We start from the raw sequence: 20,362 nt of genomic DNA on the forward strand, positions 1-20,362 counted from the left end.
TTTTCGACAACATTGTCCCTTCAGTTCTCGTTAGAACTATTTTTTCATCCAAAACGAAGTGAGTATTTACTTCTCTAATCCATATTACGTTTTTACTGACCCGTAGGCGAAGTGAATACTTATTCAGGTCAGTATTGGTCTATACCAGTTACATTAATGAGTGGTAATTTACTTACATTATGCGTTAAAACGGGAATAAATGAGGTGAATTTGAATGATATTTAGACGAATCGAGGTGACGACTTAAGAAAATTTATTTTTCTTTGGTATCGATGTCTCATTGATGAGAGTGCAATAATCGTTAATTTGGATAACAAATAGAGATGATTTATTGTCGAGCTAAGTTCTACTCTCAACTTTTAGGTAAAAGTAGGAATTATTGAACTATTTTAAACAAAAAAAATCGACCGCGAGGGTCGATGGGAAAGTACAACAAGGGAACGAATGAGGTATTAGCTTACCAAAGCTATCGGTAACGCTTCAAATAACGAGTTTGCACACACCATGCGATTATGCATAACTTTAATTGGCTCACCAAACTTAAGAACTTTACGTCCATTCAAGGCAAATTCGTCAGTCTCAATGTACGCACATAGGCTCGCATTGTGACAAACTTCGATAACCATAAAATACCCTTCCCCATAACTATTCTTGAGGTGAACGATATCTCCTTCATTTGGAAGGTAATCTGCAGCTTGTTCATCGAAGAACCAACTTTGAGGCTGTACGGGCTTGTGAAACCGCTTTGACGCAACACAGTTAAGGACCAACTCTGCTTGTCTCGGTTCAGTTAGGTTTAGGTTAGATGCGCTCTCTTTAAATGCTTGAAAAGCAGAAGCATCATCTACCGTAAAATCGGTGTCAGTATAGGCACAATCTACGAGGTGTTTTTTAGGAAGATTGACTCTAAACAGCATGTCACTTCCAAGGTCAAGCATCAGAGCATTTTCTTGCTCATCAAAAAACCAATTCCATGTATCTCGAGGTTTAAGCATCGTTCCATCTCTATGATTATTATAAATTCCGTTTTCTAGGTAATTTGGGTGCTACCTATTCAACTAACAAAATAATTCTACAAGTACGGAGCCAAAAAAAAAGAGGAAATAAATTTCCTCTTTTTTTTATTTTTAATGATGTTATTAGATATTTTTGACGATATCTCTCACCAAACCAGGACCTTGATAAATAAAGCCAGAATAAACTTGAACTAATTTTGCGCCTGCCATCATTTTTTCTTTCGCCGAAACAAATGAGTCAATACCACCCACACCAATAATAGGAAGTTTGTCGCCAAGTTCTGCGTATAGACAACGAACCACTTCTGTACTTCGTTGTTGTACTGGCCGACCACTTAACCCACCCGCTTCATCCGAATGTTTCATACCTTTAACAATACTTCTATCTAACGTTGTATTGGTTGCAATGACACCATCAATATTATGACGAACGAGAGAGTCACAAATCTGAACAATTTCTTCATCGCTTAAATCTGGCGCTATCTTAAGCGCCAATGGAACATATTTCCCATGCTTCTTTTCTAATTCGTTTTGTTTCAACTTCAAATCAGATAGAAGATGGTCCAAGGCCTCACCATATTGTAACGTTCTTAGGCCCGGCGTATTAGGTGAAGAAATATTAACAGCAATATATCCTGCATGCTGATAGGTTTTCTCCATACAGATTAAATAGTCGTCGCTGCCCTTTTCTAAGGGAGTATCTTTGTTCTTACCAATATTGATGCCAAGGATTCCGTCGTAAGATGCTTTTTGAACGTTGGCAACGAGATTATCGACACCGTCGTTGTTAAATCCCATCCGATTGATTAGACCTTGAGCCTGAGTCAAGCGAAACAATCTTGGCTTGTCATTTCCTGGCTGCGGTTTTGGTGTTACCGTGCCAACTTCTATGAATCCAAATCCCATTGCGCCAAACGCGTCGATACATTCTCCATTTTTATCCAAGCCTGCGGCTAAGCCAACCGGATTTTTAAACTTCAGTCCCATGCACTCTACCGGTCTATCTGGTAAGTGCTGACGGTAAAAAAGGTCGAATGGTGTACCTTGAAAACGTTTGAAATTTTGAATTGCGAGATCGTGTGCCTTTTCGGCATCGAGTTGAAAAAAACCAGTCCTAGCAAGACGGTAAAGCATGTATGCCTCCGATAAAAAAAAGCCCCGTATAAACGGGGCTGTATTATTTACTTATTTTTGGAACAATTCAAATTTAATAACATTAATTCTCGCAAGGCAACTGAAAACTTAGCAAATTCATGCATGGAACCTACTTTAAATTCGTTCAGTATATTCTCCCAACGCTCTAAAGATGGCTTATTACTACTGATCCAAGAATCCAGATCAGATAAAGGATCAAATGCTGTACTACCACAATTGCAACTGAGAACCAGCGCCGTAAGTTGGCGCTGTTGCCAATCGAGATCCTCTCTAAATGCAGCTCTTGCCAAAGCTTGCCAGTTATTATCTACACCTTGGGTATTGATCTGTTTTAGGAACCAATGTAATGAGAGCCTATCCCCTAAGTTAAAGTATAACTTAGACGCGTCTTCAACACTTCGCCCGCTTTCTTTCGCAACAGAGGAAATATCTAACGCTGAATTGAGACTCGACAAACGAGCCACATGATGCGCCAATCCCTTCTCAACACCTTGTTCGATCCACGCGTTGGCGAGATCGTCGTGCTCTTTGACCTCTTCTGGTACTAAACATTGATCTAGTGTTTTTCCTATCGCGATCACATCGGTCTTATAATGACTAATCAGATCATTAACACTAAAACTACCCGGATTATTTCTGATCATCCACCGCGACAATCTTCTTAACGTCCTTCTCACTTGGAAAATCAAATCATACTGTGCACTTGTTGTTGAGATATTATCAAGTTTACGAATATCTTTTAAGGTTTTCTCGAAGTTAAAAATGTCCCGAGCCGCCGAATAAGCATTGGCAACTTTATCAATGCTAGCGCCTGTTTCTTCTTGAAGACGGGTAACAAAATTGCATCCCATCTCATTAACCATTTGATTTGCAAGTGCCGTCGCTATTATCTCTCGTTTTAAAGGATGATTTTCGGCATGAGCAATATAGTTACGGCGTAACTCCTCGGGGAAGTATTTTACTAACAGTTGTTTGTGATAGTCATCTGATGCTATCTCGTCACTTACCAACTGTTCTTTTAATATCATCTTTCCATAAGCAACCAATACAGACAGCTCTGGTCGAGTAAACGCCTTGCCTTGTTTTTCTCGTTCTAGCAAGGTTTCATCATCAGGAATATATTCCAATACTCTATCTAGATGACCTGCTTTTTCTAATGTATGGATGAATCGAATCTGTTCCTTAACTAATGAAGTTCCTTGTTTTTCGGTCACTGATATAGATTCAGCCTGACAATAGGCGTCCTCCAAGACTATCTCGCCGACTTCAACTTCCATTTTATCCAGGATTTCATTACGTTGTTTCGTTGTCATATCACCAAGTGCAACTAGTCCGTTAAGGAATATCTTAATGTTCACTTCGTTATCAGAGCAATCAACGCCACCAACGTTATCAACAAAGTCCGTGTTGACACGTCCACCAGTCAAGGCATATTCAATACGACCTTGTTGGGTCATTCCTAAGTTGCCACCTTCTCCAACCACTTTCGCTTTTAACTCTTGGCCATCTATTCGCAATACGTCATTTGCACGATCACCAACATCAGTATGAGTTTCTGTGGACGCTTTAACGTAAGTACCAATACCACCATTCCATAAAAGATCGACGTCCATTTTCAGAAGCATATTAATAAGATCATTCGGCGCTAAAGCCGTCTTGCGTGTTCCGATCATCTTCTGTATTTCTGGTGTAAGTTTGATCGACTTTGATCGCCTTGAGAATATGCCGCCACCTTTTGAGATCAGTTTAGGATCGTAGTCTTCCCAACTTGATCGTGGTAATGCAAACAGACGATCTCGCTCTTTCCAACTTTTTGCAGAATCTGGGGTTGGGTCGATAAATATGTGCATATGATTAAACGCAACTTGCAGTTTTATATGCTTGGAGAGAAGCATCCCATTTCCGAACACATCTCCTGCCATATCCCCAATACCGATACAGGTAAAATCGGTGGTTTGGCAGTTAATCCCCATTTCTCTAAAGTGGCGTTTAACTGACTCCCATCCCCCTTTAGCCGTTATGCCCATCGCTTTATGGTCGTAACCATTTGACCCGCCAGAGGCAAATGCATCACCCAGCCAGAAATTATACTCTTCAGAGACTGAGTTCGCCAAATCAGAAAATGTTGCCGTTCCTTTATCTGCTGCTACCACTAAATACGCATCATCTTCATCATGACGAACCACATTCGTTGGATGAACCAACTGACCTTCCACAATATTGTCTGATACATCCAGTAACGCGCGAATGAATTTCTTGTAGCAACGTTTACCTTCCGCAAATATTTCGTCACGCGAAGATAGACTTGGTTGTTTTTTACATACAAAACCGCCTTTCGCACCAACAGGAACAATCACGGTGTTCTTTACTTGTTGTGCTTTTACTAACCCGAGTATCTCCGTACGGAAATCTTCTTGTCTGTCTGACCAACGAAGTCCACCACGAGCAACCTTTCCACCCCGTAAATGCACCCCTTCGATATCCGGAGCATACACAAATATCTCGAACTCAGGAACGGGTTTGGGAATATCTGAAATTTCACGCGGCCTAAGTTTTAACGATAACCAAGGTTTGTTCTTTTTGTTTTTATCTAGTTGATAATAATTTGTTCTTAGCGTCGCTGAGATCATTTCCATATAGCGTCGAATGATCCTATCATCATCCAAACTTTCTACATGATCGAGCTGCTCAGTGATGTACTGTATAAGATCCGTCTGCCCTTTTTGGGCTCCTTTGCATTTAGGATCAAATCGTCTCCCAAATAACTCAACTAGGCTTTTTGCCATTTCGGTGTGATCGGATAACGTGTTTTCGATATAGCTTTGGCTAAACGGGAATCCAACCTGCCTCATATATCGAGCGTAGCTTCTTAGTATCGTAATTTCTCTTCCTGTTAAGCCTGCACCAAGTAACAATCTATTAAAGCCGTCGCTTTCTAACTCACCAGACCAAATAGCGGCAAACGCTTGTTGAAATCTCTCTTGTGCTTCACGTAAGTCAATGTTTTCATCACTTTTGTGGAGCATGGAGAAATCGAGTATCCAGTATACTGTTCCATTTGCTTTTCTTACTTCGTACGGCGATTCACCAACAACTCGTAACCCGAGGTTTTCCAACATTGGCATGACATCAGACAGATGAATCGGTTCATCACGGTGATATAGTTTAAGATGAACTACCTTAGAATTTATCCCCTCTTCTTGAGGTCGATAAAACAGCATGCCTAATTTGTTTTCGTCATTCAGATTTTCTAATCGTTCAATATCGGAAACCGCAATGCTAGGCATGACATCTGACTTATATGAACTTGGAAATGCATTCTTATATTGTTTTGCAAATGAAAGACCTTTGCTTTCGCCCAAGTTTGCAACAATTGCGTGTTCTAATCTATCGACCCAAGTTGAAGAAGCTTCCATCAAGTTATGCTCTATCGCTTTTACATCTATATTAAAATTGTTGTTGTCCACTCGGACGATGTAATGCGTCCTTGCAAGTGGACTTTCTGAGAAGAACGTCGTGAATTCAACCTCCCGATCTGAATTTAGATGCTGACGGAGTATGCGTTGGGTCAGTTTTCGGACTTCAGTGTTATAACGTTCTTTGGAGACATAAACCATGCAACTGAAAAAACGGCCAAACGGGTCTTTACGAACAAACAAACGAACAAGATCACGATCCTGCATTTGTACGACACCAAGGCCCGTTTCTAACAACTCTTCTTCTTTTGCTTGGAGCAACTCATCTCTTGGATAGTTTTCTAAAATATTGAGAAGTGCTTTATAAGAGTAAGATCCCTTTCGATACCCGCTAGCGCTAAGAATTCGTTCTACTTTTTGTCCAATTAAGGGAATGTTGAATACACTTTGGTTGTAGACAGCAGATGTGTATAGCCCTGTGAATCGATGCTCACCGACAACATTACCTTGTTCGTCAAATTTTTTGATACCTATATAGTCGGTATAAGCAGGTCGATGAATTCTTGAAGAGGCATGACCTTTTGTGAGAATCAGTAGATAAGGTTTTGTCGCTTCGGCTTGCGCTGATTCAGCGAACTTTGAAAGTTCTACAGTACGAATACGACTAGCAAGACCAAATAATCCTAGGCCTTTCTCTTTCGTTGGCTCGAGCTGAAGGCCATTGTTGCTTTCAACCAGATCATATTCTTTGTAGCCCATAAAGGTAAAGTTGTGCTTACCGAGCCATCTCATGAATTGCAAGCTTTCGTCTAAACGACTTTTCTCCAATGGAATCGATTTAAGATTATTTTCTGTCTTTTTTATGACTTGTTGTAATTTATCTGACATCACCTGCCAATCGCTAACCACTAATCCAGTATCGGTTAGCACGCCCACCAACTCAGTTTTTAGTGCCGTCATTTCATTTTTGCTGGTCAGCCTATCAACCTCAATATGAAAAAGAGATTGAAAATCCCCTTCACCACTATTTAACTCGACAACTTCACCGTCACTATTTCGCTTTAATTGCGTGGGTCCATTAAGCATAAAATGACAAGTTAGTCCCAGTCTGGTCAAAGCCATTTTTGTTGAGTCTACGAGAAACGGACTGTCTGGAACGACGATTTCAATTATCGTATGCGTTGACTGCCAACCATGGCGGCTCAAGCTAGGATTAAATACCCTAACCGAAATATCTTTGAATTGTGTTTCAGAAATATGGTGCCATAAACTTATTACTGCGCCATAAAGATCTGAGTCATTCCTATTTATCAGGTCGTCCTGAGAAATGTTGCTGTAGAGATGTTTCGCTAGCTGAGTAACTAAAGGTTTTTGAGCAAGTTCAAGTTTGTCTTGAATAAGTTGATACACTTTTTCAAGTAGAACCGGCACAACAGGCTCGCGTGCGGTCATATTGCACTCCAAATTATTATTAGTGGGAACACGAACACAATGTTCGTTGGGTACTTAGTTATTGTAAGAGATATATTGAAAATAAGTTAATGAATTGGTTACAAATAGAGAGGTGGGTATCAAAAATTGTGAGTGGTAACTCGATTTAACTATCTGAAATTTAACATATCTAAACCGATTCTAGGCTAACAAACTTGTTCGTTTTATCTGTGGTTAATCGAAACCGACCTTTTACACCGATTTGAGTTAAGAACGGTCTTAATCGCATCGCAGGAACTTGCAGTTTTAACCCTTGTTCAGTATAAACCAGTACACTGCTTGCTGAACCGGCATAGTGTTGTAGAAACGCATTGTAAGAAATTTCAAGACGAAATGTATATTGGTTCATATTACGTTTTACTTAAGTAAAATAAGAAGATAGCCATGCGACTATCTTCTTATAAGTTTTAGCTAAGAATCAAGCGCTTTGGTCACTTTTTCAAACAGATCTTTTGCTAAATTTTCAAGTTTTGACAACTTTTCTAATTCTGCTCGCATTAATAACTGTCTTGCTTCATCATAATTGCGATATTTCAATAGAGGATCAATCAGTCTAGAGGCAACCTGTGGATTGCTTTCATTCAATTCAGTTAATATTTCTCCAGCAAATTGATAACCGGAGCCATCCTTCGCATGGAAACTAACCGGATTCGCAGTAAGAAACGAACCGATAAGGCTGCGAATTCTATTCGGATTTTTCATAGTGAACGCTTGATGTTGCATGGTTTTCTTCACCACATCTAAAACGTCATCTGAAGGGCTAGTGCCCTGTAATGCAAACCACTTATCCATTACCAAGCCATCATTGACCCATTTTTCACTAAAATCATCCATCATCTTTTCGCGACAACGCAGTTTTGCCTGATTCGCAGCAGATAACGCGGCCATTGTGTCAGTCATATTGTTGGCACTACTGTATTGTGCTTTAACCAACTCATCACCTTGCGGTAGATAAGCGAGATAACTTAAGGCCATGTTTCTTAACGCCCTTTTACCAATGGCATCATGCTCTACAGTATATTGAGATTGACCTAATGATCCATAAACAGCCGCTAATTCATCTTGCAGGTTGTCAGCGATAGCCATCTTTATTGATTTTAATACTGAGAACACAGCATCGACATCAACTGGCTTGAACCAACCAGCTACTTCGTTTTGACTTGGTAGCGACAACACCTCTGCAATAAACGCGGGGTCCAACTCGCGATCCAACAACACGCCTCTGAATGCGTCTAGAACACGCTCAGACAACTCAAAGGCACGCCCATTTTGGACATTCTCTACGTTTGCTTTAATGTATTTAGCTAATAATATCTGTCCGGCATCCCAACGAGCGAACTCATTAGTCGCATGGACCATCAGGAACATCAGCTCTGGGTCGGTATAATCATAGACCAATTTCACTGGCGCTGAGAACTCACGCAACAAAGAGATAACTGGTAACTCATCTACATTTTCAAAAATAACTGTTTGTTTTTCTTTGATAATATTAAGAACGTTATCGATAATCTTTCCGTTACACTGTAGCGGAATAACGTCACCATTCGAACCATACAACTCTATATTGAGAGGAATATGTAAAGGCAACTTCTCTTTTTGTTCTTGAGTCGCAGCGGTTGATTGCTCTACAGTAACGGCATAAGTTTTTTGCTCACTGTCATAGGAGCTAGTGACATGAATAGTTGGCGTACCTGATTGGCTATACCAACGTTTGAACTGAGTTAAGTCAACACCGGAAGCATCTTGCATAGCGGAAACAAAATCATCACATGTTGCTGCGGTTCCGTCATGTCGTTCAAAATAAAGTTTCATCCCTTTTTGGAAACTCACCTCACCTAGCAGCGTGTGCATCATACGTATGACTTCGCTGCCTTTTTCGTACACGGTAAGCGTGTAAAAGTTATTCATCTCGATAACTTTGTCTGGACGAATAGGATGTGACATTGGGCTTGCATCTTCAGCAAACTGAGGCCCGCGGATAATCCTGACATTGTTAATCCGGTTCACGGCGCGAGAGCCAAGATCAGATGAAAACTCCTGGTCTCGGAATACGGTTAAGCCTTCTTTCAAACTAAGTTGAAACCAGTCGCGACAAGTGACTCTATTTCCTGTCCAGTTATGGAAATATTCATGACCGATGACAGCTTCAATACCTAAGTAATCCGTATCTGTGGCCGTTTTTTCGTTCGCCAATACAAACTTAGAGTTAAATACATTCAACCCTTTATTTTCCATCGCACCCATATTGAAAAAATCGACGGCAACAATCATATAAATATCAAGATCGTATTCTAGACCAAAACGCTGCTCATCCCATGTCATCGAATTTTTTAACGATAGCATCGCGTGACTTGCTCTGTCTAGGTTTCCCTTATCTACATAAATCTCTAAGGCAACATCACGACCAGACATCGTTGTATAGCTATCCGCTAGTAGATCAAAATCGCCGGCTACCAATGCAAATAAGTACGCAGGTTTCGGGTGCGGGTCTAACCATTGTACCCAATGACGCCCGTTATCAAGGTCACCAGATCCAATTTTATTCCCATTGCTCAACAAAAACGGATACTGAGTTTTGTCTGCTATAACCTTTGACGTGAAGACGGCTAACACGTCGGGACGGTCCATATAATAAGTAATACGACGGAACCCTTCTGCTTCGCACTGCGTACAAAATGCGCCACCTGATTTATATAAACCTTCTAATGCACTATTCCCTTCTGGATCTAACTCAGTGGTAATCGCTAATTCAAATTCTTTTGGTAATTCTTCGATGGTAAGTTTCCCATCAGATTCTTGAAAATTCGTCCATTGTTCACCGTCAATGGTTACGCTTACAAGTTTTAGTTGATCACCCTCTAGGGTAAGAGTATTACTTTCTTGCAACTGTTGGACTTTAGAAACGGCAACAACGATGGTTTCTCTATCATAGAGGTCGAATTCCAAATCTATATGAGTAATCGAATGCGATGGCGATTGGTAATCTATACGATACTTAGCGACAGGTGTTGTTTGTTCAGACATAGTTCTTCCTTTACTCTTACTTAGCTAAGAGTCTTTCCAGAGAATTGAGTAGATCATAAAGCGAGTTCAGATTGAAACAATCGAGTTCGTTTATCCTTACCCTTATATGTCGGGTTATTTTGAACAAAAACAAGGTTTAACAAACACAAAAAAGGCACCTTTATCAAAGTGCCCTCTCTATACAGTGCTATTTAGACCGTAATCAGATTAATTCACTCAACTCTATTCATTACCGTGTACATATCAAAACCCGTTCCTTCAAGGGTCAGGGTATTATTTTCTACTTTATAGCGAGAATTGTGTTCACCTTTTTCATACATAAGAACTAAGTTTTCGCCTTCATAATAGTAGATACCTTGATAGGCCGCGAGATTCCCGTCTGCAGATTCTGACATAAATAAAAACATGAAATCGGGTTGTAAGGTGAGGCTGACATGGCTGACATTACTTGCGAGAATGTCATCCCCTTTAATTTCCGCACTTTTCCAACGACCAATGAGTTCTGGCGAATAACCTTTGACAAAGGGGATGCCATTGAGCATTAAATGGTTATGGTTAGCCAAGTAACTGTAGGTCTGGGGCGTTTCAGTATCTAACCCTAATATTAAAGTGTCGTTACTTAATGAATAGTTCCCTTGCCAATAATTCATGCTTTGATCATTATTTTGTATCTCAATAGCAAATTGATAGTTTGATGCTATGTGCAACCGTATTGCTAAAAAATCAGCATGACCTTCTCCTGGAGCTGGGTTAGTCAGAAACCAATCACCGAGTAAAAAAGGGTAATCAAACTGAGTTAAATCGATTTTATTATTTATTTCTGCGCTAGTCGCCCTAACCGAGACTGAAAACACGAGTGTGCAACAGGCTAGAATTAACATGATAATCTTCATCACTGACTCTCCTCACTTTCTATAAGCGTAGAGTTAGTTTCTGAATAAAGCGAAATATTTGACGCAAATCACATTATTTTAAACAGAAAAAAGGCGAGCATAGCGCTCGCCTTTTGATTATTTTCATTGTTATCAACTAGCTGGCTTTGCCTTTATCATATCAACCATAACAGCAACAGACTCGTCTAAATAAGCATCTGGACCTTCGTAATCTTTGTCAACATCATCAAGAGAGGTAAATTCTTCTTCACCTTGCGACTTTTGACGTTCATTGATACGAGCTAATCTCTTTGCTTCTCTATCCTCTATTTTGTCTTTCCTAGTTTTCTCACTTAATGACAATGTGTTGTCGTCTTTCTCTAGTTTATATTGAGCAATATCTTGCGCAATAAAACCGAATTCTCTATCGCTACTTATACGCTGTTCATGTTGTAAATTAAGGGCAGTTATCTGTGTTTCACGTTGTGTCAACACATCATAGACTGCTTTATCAATGCTATCCCATGGCAACGCGTTATCTTCAACACTTTCACCCGTTTCTTCTGGATCAACGGCACTAGGATAGGATATATCAGGAACAACACCCTTATTCTGTGTACTGCCACCATTAATACGGTAGAACTTTTGAATAGTGTACTGTACGTAGCCTAGTTCTTTATCAAACAAATCATATATATGATTTAATGAACGATGTTGTTGGACCGTTCCTTTACCAAAGGTTTGCTCTCCTAAAATAATTGCACGTCCATAGTCTTGCATGGCCGCGGCAAATATCTCTGAAGCAGAGGCGCTATAACGATTGGTCAAAACAGTTAATGGTCCGTCATAGCTAGAGATGTCATCGGTATCACTGTTAACATTGACACGACCATAACTATCTCGAACCTGAACAACGGGTCCTTTCTTAATAAACAGACCCGATAATGCGGTCGCTTCAGTTAATGCCCCACCACCATTGTTTCTTAAGTCAACAATGATGCCGTCTACAGATTGCTGTTGAAGTTCTTTGATTAACTTATCTGTATCCTTTGATAAGCCTACATAAAAACTAGGTACTTCAAGAACACCAATTTTCTTGCCGCCTCTTTCGATGATTTCAGACTTAACCGCTCTATCTTCTAGGCGAACTTTATCCCGCACGATTGTGACGTCGTAACTTTTTGCAGTCTTACCTTCCGGAAGTATGTTCAATGTAACCTTGGTACCTTTCGGTCCCTTAATCAACTGAACAACATCGTCTAATCGCCAACCTATTACGTCAACCATTTCGGCGCTTTCTTGACCGACACCGATGATGCGATCGCCGTCAGATAGTTCTTTGCTTTTAGATGCAGGACCACCAGCCACCAGCGAACGAATCACCGTATAATCATCGGTCATCTGTAATACCGCACCGATCCCTTCTAAAGATAAGCTCATCTCTGATTGGAACTGTTCTGCATTACGTGGTGACAGATAACTCGTATGGGGATCGACCTGACGAGCAAAGGCATTCATATAGATCTGAAATGCATCTTCACTTTTAGATTGAGTAATACGCTTTATAGCGTTGTTATAACGCTTTTCAAGCATTTCCTTAATTTCGGGCCACTCTTTGTCCGTCAACTTTAGACTTAAGGCATCATACTTAACACGCTTACGCCACAGTTCATCCAACTCTTCGGTAGTTTGAGCCCAACTCGCTTCAGAACGATCCAGTTCAATCGACTCTTCAACATCAAATTTGATTTCTTTATCTAAAACGGACAAAGCAAAAACATAACGTTCAAATCGCTTCTCCATTGCAAGGTTGTAAACATCAAATGCAATTTGATTGTTGCCAATCTTGAGCTGGTCATCTAATTGAGTCGACCATTCAGAAAAAGAATCTATATCCGTTTGGGCAAATATATTTCGACTGAAATCGAGCGATTCTAAATAACGCTCAAACATCGCCTTAGAGAAATTATCATCAAGGCTAAAATGCTTATAGTGAGATCGAGTAAAGCGAGACGTTACTCTTTTGCTTGCGGTTTGGTGTTGAACTTCCGCTGCAAGTGTGGGTAATTGGTCTTTAGAAATTTTGGATTCTAAAGCTTGTGCAGAAGCCGCAATGCTAATGCATGCGGCGACTAGAGTCAGTTTTAAATGGCAATTCATGCGTAGGATAGTCTCCTCTATGCGCGTAAGTGCTCCGCTTTAACAACCATTTGAAGACCGTTGGTTAGGCGAACACGCACATCATCCTTATTAATTTCAACTATAGTTGCAGCCATATTTCCTTTACCCATATTCACATTTACTTCTTTTCCAACGATCATATCGTCAGAGGTTAGTGCACGTGTTTCTGGGGCTGCAGGCTTGTTATTTTGTTTCTGTTGCGGCGTAGCGGGCTTAGCACGACGTTGCTGTGCTGGCTTTGTCGCATTTTGTTTGGCTTTGCCTTCTTCGCGAGCTTTAATTGCTTGCTCTTTCCGGCGTGCTTGAACTCGAGCTTTACTCTCAGCCAAGGCTTGTTTTGCGTGCTCTACATGTTCTTCTTCCAACTCACCACATGCATTACCATCCAAATCCACACGAGTCGCTCCTGGTTTTATACCATGAAGATAACGCCATGAAGAAGTATATTGTCTTAATGCTGCACGTAATTGAGTTTTACTCACTTTAAGATCTTCAGACAGACGCTCAGCGAGGTCTTGAAAGATACCGATCTTAAGTGGTTTAGCTTCACCATCTAGAGTAAAGCATTTAGGGAAACATTCAGCAATATGTGCGATTACTTCTTTGCTGTTTTTTAACTTTTCAGTGTTTTCCATGAGGTTTCCTGGTTGGAGCGGCCTTCCCGCGAACTAAATCTGACAAATATTTGCGCTATTATAAAGAGATGCTAATGAAAAACCACAGGCAATTGACTTTTTATGTCTCGTTCGCCTGCGAATTAAGCACCTTTTGCACTTCAGCCATCAAAACAGTCAGTCCTTGTTGATCAATTTCGCTAAAACGCGACGGAATAGGACTATCGATATCTAAAACGCCCGCAAGCTTACCAGAGATCGAAAAAGGAATAACCAACTCTGACACACTTTCTGCATCACAAGCGATATGACCTTCAAAATCATGAACATTTTCTACTCGTTGAACGGTATTGGTAGCAACCGCCGTTCCACACACTCCTTGCCCTGTTGGTATTCGGACACAAGCCGGCTTACCTTGAAATGGGCCGAGAACCAACTCAGCGTCATCCATCAAATAAAATCCAACCCAGTTTATCCGTGGTAACTCCATATTCAACAATGCACTGATGTTAGAAAGATTAGCAATCAGATTCTTTTCTGACTCAATTATCGCGATTGCTTGCTTTGTTAACGTTTGATAATTACTTAATTCCATACTTAGGTTTACCATTTTACAATATGTTGTTTCGTTATTTTGACTATGATTACTCGTAATCTAACAAATTACTATGTAATGTTCATACTTAACAGCCCATTAGGTTGTTTAAGCGGGAATTTATTTTTGTTACCATACCTATCGGCAACTAAGCTTACAAATAACAAATAGTTATGACTAGTAAGTTATAATGTCATTTATATCGAATATAGCGCGTAATTGACGAAAGGATTAGAGACCAACAAACGATGGATGCGGAAAGTTTAGCTAGCAACAAGGAAAGTTCTACAAAAATACGCATCTGCAAAGGCTGTGAGTTACCTGTCGCGGTAGAAAACATCGCCATTGGTAAAAGCGCCTATTGCCCACGATGTAACATGAAGCTTTATAAAGGTGGTACACAACTTTTAGTCGGTAACCTTGCCATTGCAGCAACTTGCTTGTTGCTATTTATTCCCTCGCATTTTTTTCCGTTTATAAGTATTCGTTTAATCGGTGTGATGATACCTGCTACTCTTCCTTCTGGTACATTTACATTAATGCAAGAAGGGTTTGTTGGCCTGGGCCTACTTATTCTTTTTTGCAGTTCCATCGCGCCCCTATTAGTAAGCTTGAGTGTCTTATTGACTCACCTTGCACTTAGGTATCGATGGTTTTCGTCTTTGAAGTATTCATTGTTGGTTATTCAGTTTCTAAAGCAATGGATGATGTTGGATGTATTTTTGGTCAGCGTTGCTATTTCGTGTTTCAAACTACAAGACTATTCAGACATCTACGTCGGCATCGGATTATACGGCATTATTTTGTTGCAGTTGTTTTCGTTAATGTTAATTTCAAGAGTGAACGTGAGGCATTACTGGGAAGCTTGGCATAAAGAATCTGATTTCAGTTTCAAAAATAAAAAGATACATTGCGGTCATTGCCATTTATCTCAGCCTTTTTCTAAGCAGTGTCAGCGTTGTCATACCACTTTGCATCACCGAAAGCCCAACTCGATTCAAAAAACATGGGCTCTTCTGATTGCTGCAGCAGCGTTTATCTTTCCTGCCAATATCCTCCCCATATCCATTCTCTTCAATAATGGTCAGAGAATTGAAGATACCATTTTCTCCGGTATTGCTTATCTTATCGTGACCGATAAGTATGGCATCGCACTTGTTATTTTTGTCGCGAGTATTGTTGTACCTGTAGCAAAAATTGTCGGTTTGGGTTACATCCTGTTCAGTATCCAATTCAAACAAGAAATATTAAAAAAGCAGAGAATGTTTATATATTTTGTTGTGAAGTGGATAGGAAAATGGTCTGTAATGGATCTCTTTGTGATATCAATTATGATGACATTAGTTGATAGAGGACAAATACTTAATTTCACACCAGGATTTGGGGCTGTCGCGTTTGGCGCGGTTGTCGTTTTGACGATGTTAGCGACCGATAGTTTCGACCCAAGATTGATATGGGACAAAGTCCCACCTTCATCGACTCGACAAGATGAAGTTTTTTCGATACAAGACAACCTCAAAATAAATCCTAATGTTACTGACAAGGAAGGCTAAGTAATCAATGAGTAATTCCGAATCAACACCGACAACTTATAAACCGAACGTTAAAAGAGACTTCGGAATTTCACCTCTTTGGATTTTGCCTTTAGTCACTTTAGCATTGGCGAGCTGGCTGGTGATAAATGCAATCAATGACGCAGGCCAACGAATTCAGATCTATTTCTCTGATGCTCAAGGGTTAATTGCAGGCCGTACGACTATTCAATACCAAGGTCTTGAGGTAGGAATAGTTCGTGATATCTCTTTATCATCAAAACTAGAAAATATTTACGTAGACGCCGATATTTATCCACAAGCAACCAAGTTATTAGGTAAAAACACTCGATTTTGGCTCGTAAAGCCAACCGCGAGCATCTCAGGTATTTCAGGATTGGATGCCCTCGTGTCCGGCAACTATATTGCTATTCAACCTGGGGAAAACATACAAAACGATGACGACGATGACGAGTTCCCTAAAAAATATACAGCATTGACCGCCCGCCCTGCAGACCTACAAGCGAAGCAAGGATTAAATATAACTCTCCGGTCTCAAGATTTAGGCTCCATATCTATAGGTTCGCAGATCGTATATCGAAAAATACCAATAGGTGAAGTGTATAGCTACAAACTAGATGACGATTCTAAAAACGTCTTAATTCGAGCGTACATAAAGAACGAATTTTCCCATATAATTACAGATAAAAGTCGATTTTGGAATGTTAGTGGTGCTGGTGCTCAGATAGGTTTCCATGGAATTGATGTTCAGTTTGAAAGCCTAAGCGCGCTTTTAACGGGTGCGATAGCGGTCGATTCTCCAGATGGTGGGGAACCGATAAAAGAGAAGACGCAGTTTAGTTTGTACCCAGACTTAAAGACGGCTGGTCGCGGTATTCCCATTAAAATAACCCTACCAGACGGGAATAAAATCAGTATTGGCGGTGCACCTATTATGTATCGCGGCCTAGAGATTGGACAAATCACCGACTTATCACTGAGCGAAGGACGAGCAAGTATAGTCGCTTCCGCCGCCATTCAACCCGCTTTCAGTGATACGTTAAATGGGGGGACACGTTTTATGTTAGAGGAACCTAAACTCTCTCTCACTGGCGTAGAAAACCTATCCAACTTGGTGACAGGAAATTTCCTGACTCTGATTCCTGGAACGGGTGTGCAAACACGCAACTTTACCGCGGTACGCAAAGATGACTTGCTCAAAGAAAAACAGCGTTCGATCGCAATATCATTAACAGCAGATAATTCTTATGGTCTCGACGCTGGAATAGAAATTCTTTACCGCGGTTTCGCCGTCGGCTCAATAACTGAAACCAGATTAGTCGATGATCAGGTCATGTTCAGCGCACTAATCGATAATAGATATCGCGATTTGATACGTTCTCAGAATCGGTTTTTTGTCTCCGGAAGTGCGACGGCTGAACTAACAGAATCCGGTTTAAGCATCACCGTACCACCTGCAAAGCAACTATTGACTGGGTCAATCAGTTTTATCAGCGAAGGGGACAAAAAAGCGAACAGTGACTATCGACTTTTTGCGAGTAAATCACTCGCCGAACTCGCGAGCTACAACCGTTCTGGTACACAGACGCTCACTCTGTTTGCTAACGAACTCCCTTCTATATCTAAAGGAAGCCCTCTGCTCTACCGAAACCTGCAGGTCGGCAAAATAGACGACTATTCGTTAACGGATGGTGGTGTTAAAATTGTGATTAAAATAGAGAATCGCTATAAACATCTTTTGACGAAAAGCACGGTTTTTTGGAATCGATCTGGTGTTGATATTGACGCAAGTTTGACTGGGGTAAAAATTAAGGCCGCTCCATTAAAAACGCTGTTACAAGGTGGTATTGCTTTTGATAACTTAGCAGGAGTAGAAAATAAACTGGGTAAATACTGGCGTCTATATGACGACTTTAACCACGCTAGGCGATATGGTAAAACCATCTCACTTATAAGCTCTAACAAGATAACCGTTAGCAAAGGGTCTGCAATTAAGTTTCAAGGCGTGCAAGTAGGCCAAGTTGAATTACTGATCCCAAATTTCGACAAAAAGCAGACTGAAATACAAGCTCGAATCTATCCTGAGTATGCGGAAAAAATTGCCTTGAAAGGAAGTTATTTTTGGCTTGTTTCTCCTGAAATTGGGTTAAACGGCGTCCAAAATTTAGATAGTCTAATCAGCGCCTATATAAATGTATCACCAGGAAAAGGTAAGAAAAGCACCCTATTCGACTTAAATTCAACGCCTATAAATACCTTAGGTATTAGTTTCACTCTGCAAAGCGAACATCGAAATTCAGTGAGCGTTGGTACACCAATACTCTACCGCGATATAGAGGTAGGTAAAGTAACAGAGATCGATTTAGGCACATTTGCTGATAGAGTCGTTTCAACGATTAAGATCCAACCTAAATACGCTTACCTCATCAGGGAAAATAGCGTATTTTGGAACGTATCCGGAGTGGATATCTCTATCGGCTTATCTGGCGCTCAGATAAAAGCAGGTACATTTGATAATCTACTGCGAGGCGGCATCGCTTTCGCTACACCAGACACTCAAAATGTCTTGCCCATTGCGAAGGCTGACCACACTTTTATCCTCCACCCAGCGCTACAGCCCGAATGGAGAGAGTGGCGCACTGCGATACCTAAGCCGCGACAATAGCCATCGCCTAGCTAGGACACATGAAGTAGATAGCACCGTTTTGTTGATTTGGTCAGTAGACATAATCAAACGAAAAACGGTGCTAATCATTTTAGATTGTGTTCTTTTTGTCTCGCTGGATGGCATCTGACTAGAGATGGCGTCGTATAGTCACCAATGACGAAGTTTAACCACCACAAAAAACATAACATTGAGATCAAAGGACGCTTTTTGTTTTCATATGTGTAAAACATTCGTTAGAATTGCCCTCCATAATAAAATCACCGAGTATTATCTGTGCACGCTAACATCAAACTTCCGCAAGCGTTTCTAACTCAAATCGAATCAATCATGCCGTCCCATCTCAATATGGACGATTTTGTTGCAGCGTGTAAACGCCCTTTACGCAGAAGCATTCGTGTTAATACATTAAAAATATCTGTCGACGCTTTTTTGGAACGTGCAGCGCACAAAGGTTGGAAACTTATTCCTGTCCCTTGGTGTGATACTGGTTTTTGGATTGAAAGAGACGAATCGGACAAGATGCCTTTGGGCAATACGGCTGAGCATATGTCTGGGCAGTTCTATATTCAAGAAGCAAGTTCGATGATGCCTGTAACAGCGCTCTTGAACGACCAAACTTACCCTTTTGAGACAGTTTTAGATGTTGCTGCGGCTCCAGGTTCTAAAACAACACAAATAGCGGCAGCCATGGACAATAAAGGCGCTCTAGTTGCCAATGAGTTCTCAGCGAGTCGAATAAAAGGGTTGTATTCAAATGTCCAGCGGTGTGGCGTAAGAAACGTTGCCTTAACCAACTTCGATGGCCGGGTATTTGGCGGATGGTTACCTGAAAAATTTGATGCAATACTGCTCGATGCTCCTTGTTCCGGTGAAGGTACTATTCGTAAAGATGCTGATGCGATGAATAACTGGAGTAAGGAATCGGTAAACGAAATCTCGGTGACTCAAAAAGATCTCATTGAAAGTGCTTTTCACGCCTTAAAACCAGGCGGCGTTCTGGTCTATTCTACCTGTACTCTCAATTTAGAAGAGAATCAACAAGTCTGTCATCATCTATTCAATACCTTTCCTGACAAAGTGGCTTTTGAACCGTTAAGCGATCTATTCCCTAATGCAGAACAAGCAATAACCGAAGATGGCTTCTTGCATATATTTCCTCAAATATTTGATAGTGAAGGTTTTTTTGTCGCTAAAATGCGCAAACTTGGTTCAGTAGAAGCCCCAGCTGTCAAAAAACGATTGGGTAAGTTTCCCTTTACTAAAGCAGACAAAACAACAAGTGACACCGTCACACAGTCGCTCTTTGAAGCACTTGGTGTCCATCTCCCTGACGATGGTCAAATATGGACTCGTGACAAAGAGGTCTGGTTATTCCCCATCGCGCTAGAATCGATGATCGGCCAGATTCGCTTCGATCGTATGGGGATAAAACTAGCAGAGTCTCATAAGAAAGGTTACCGTTGGCAGCATGAAGCCATCATTGCTTTAGCCACAGGCAACGAAGCGGCCACGGTTGCTCTGTCTATCGAAGACGCTCGAGAATGGTACATGGGTAGAGATGTGCGACCAGAAGAGTTAACAGGAACCGGTGGAGTAATAATAACATTCAATAACGATGTCATTGGTCTTGGGAAATGGGTCGGTACTAGAATCAAAAATGGTTTACCTAGAGAATTGGTTCGCGATGGAAACCTGTTCTAACGTTCTAACCGACAAGGTATCAAAAGCAAAAAGCCCAAATTTTACTAAATCTGGGCTTTTTTTATGATTAACCGAT

General features: G+C 40.7%; 12 protein-coding genes. 3 read left to right on the plus strand and 9 right to left on the minus strand.

Going from position 1 to position 20,362, the window contains the following annotated elements; all coding sequences use genetic code 11:
* Positions 1–452: 452 nt before the first annotated feature.
* From AACW90_RS21085 to msrC, 9 genes are all read right to left on the minus strand, one after another.
* Positions 453–995, minus strand: a complete 543-nt coding sequence (locus tag AACW90_RS21085; RefSeq protein WP_195703257.1) for a cell division protein ZapC — start codon at positions 993–995, stop codon at positions 453–455.
* 144 nt (positions 996–1,139) lie between these two features.
* A complete protein-coding gene (gene pyrD / locus AACW90_RS21090) occupies positions 1,140–2,150 on the minus strand; it encodes a quinone-dependent dihydroorotate dehydrogenase (RefSeq protein ID WP_390238548.1) in 1,011 nt (336 codons plus the stop codon).
* 47 nt (positions 2,151–2,197) lie between these two features.
* Positions 2,198–7,039, minus strand: a complete 4,842-nt coding sequence (locus AACW90_RS21095) for an NAD-glutamate dehydrogenase (RefSeq protein WP_390238551.1) — start codon at positions 7,037–7,039, stop codon at positions 2,198–2,200.
* Between the two features lie 169 nt (positions 7,040–7,208).
* Positions 7,209–7,427 carry a DUF2835 domain-containing protein gene (locus AACW90_RS21100; protein WP_390238553.1) on the minus strand — a complete coding sequence of 73 codons (219 nt, stop codon included), beginning with the start codon at positions 7,425–7,427 and terminating at the stop codon, positions 7,209–7,211.
* A gap of 62 nt (positions 7,428–7,489) precedes the next feature.
* Positions 7,490–10,102 carry an aminopeptidase N gene (pepN, locus tag AACW90_RS21105; RefSeq protein ID WP_390238555.1) on the minus strand — a complete coding sequence of 871 codons (2,613 nt, stop codon included), beginning with the start codon at positions 10,100–10,102 and terminating at the stop codon, positions 7,490–7,492.
* A 212-nt stretch (positions 10,103–10,314) separates the two neighbouring features.
* Positions 10,315–10,995: a hypothetical protein gene (locus tag AACW90_RS21110; protein ID WP_390238557.1), complete on the minus strand. Its 681-nt coding sequence runs from the start codon at positions 10,993–10,995 to the stop codon at positions 10,315–10,317.
* Positions 10,996–11,127: 132 nt separating this feature from the next.
* Entirely contained in the window at positions 11,128–13,134 is a 2,007-nt protein-coding gene (gene prc / locus AACW90_RS21115) for a carboxy terminal-processing peptidase (RefSeq protein ID WP_390238560.1), read from the minus strand.
* 17 nt (positions 13,135–13,151) lie between these two features.
* Positions 13,152–13,790 (minus strand): RNA chaperone ProQ, encoded by a 639-nt coding sequence (gene proQ, locus AACW90_RS21120; protein ID WP_390238562.1) that lies wholly within the window; start codon positions 13,788–13,790, stop codon positions 13,152–13,154.
* 100 nt (positions 13,791–13,890) lie between these two features.
* Positions 13,891–14,364: a free L-methionine (R)-S-oxide reductase MsrC gene (gene msrC, locus AACW90_RS21125; protein ID WP_390238564.1), complete on the minus strand. Its 474-nt coding sequence runs from the start codon at positions 14,362–14,364 to the stop codon at positions 13,891–13,893.
* Between the two features lie 248 nt (positions 14,365–14,612).
* On the opposite strand from msrC, the gene AACW90_RS21130 reads away from it, so the two are divergent.
* The 3 genes from AACW90_RS21130 (at position 14,613) to rsmF (ending at position 20,286) form a co-directional block, all read left to right on the plus strand.
* On the plus strand, positions 14,613–15,917 hold the full coding sequence (locus AACW90_RS21130; RefSeq protein WP_390238567.1) for a PqiA/YebS family transporter subunit: 1,305 nt from the start codon (positions 14,613–14,615) through the stop codon (positions 15,915–15,917).
* 7 nt (positions 15,918–15,924) lie between these two features.
* Positions 15,925–18,582: an MlaD family protein gene (locus AACW90_RS21135; protein ID WP_390238569.1), complete on the plus strand. Its 2,658-nt coding sequence runs from the start codon at positions 15,925–15,927 to the stop codon at positions 18,580–18,582.
* 276 nt (positions 18,583–18,858) lie between these two features.
* On the plus strand, positions 18,859–20,286 hold the full coding sequence (gene rsmF / locus AACW90_RS21140) for a 16S rRNA (cytosine(1407)-C(5))-methyltransferase RsmF (RefSeq protein ID WP_390238572.1): 1,428 nt from the start codon (positions 18,859–18,861) through the stop codon (positions 20,284–20,286).
* Positions 20,287–20,362: the final 76 nt, after the last annotated feature.

It is taken from the genome of Vibrio frigidus (assembly GCF_042465995.1).
Taxonomy (GTDB): domain Bacteria; phylum Pseudomonadota; class Gammaproteobacteria; order Enterobacterales; family Vibrionaceae; genus Vibrio.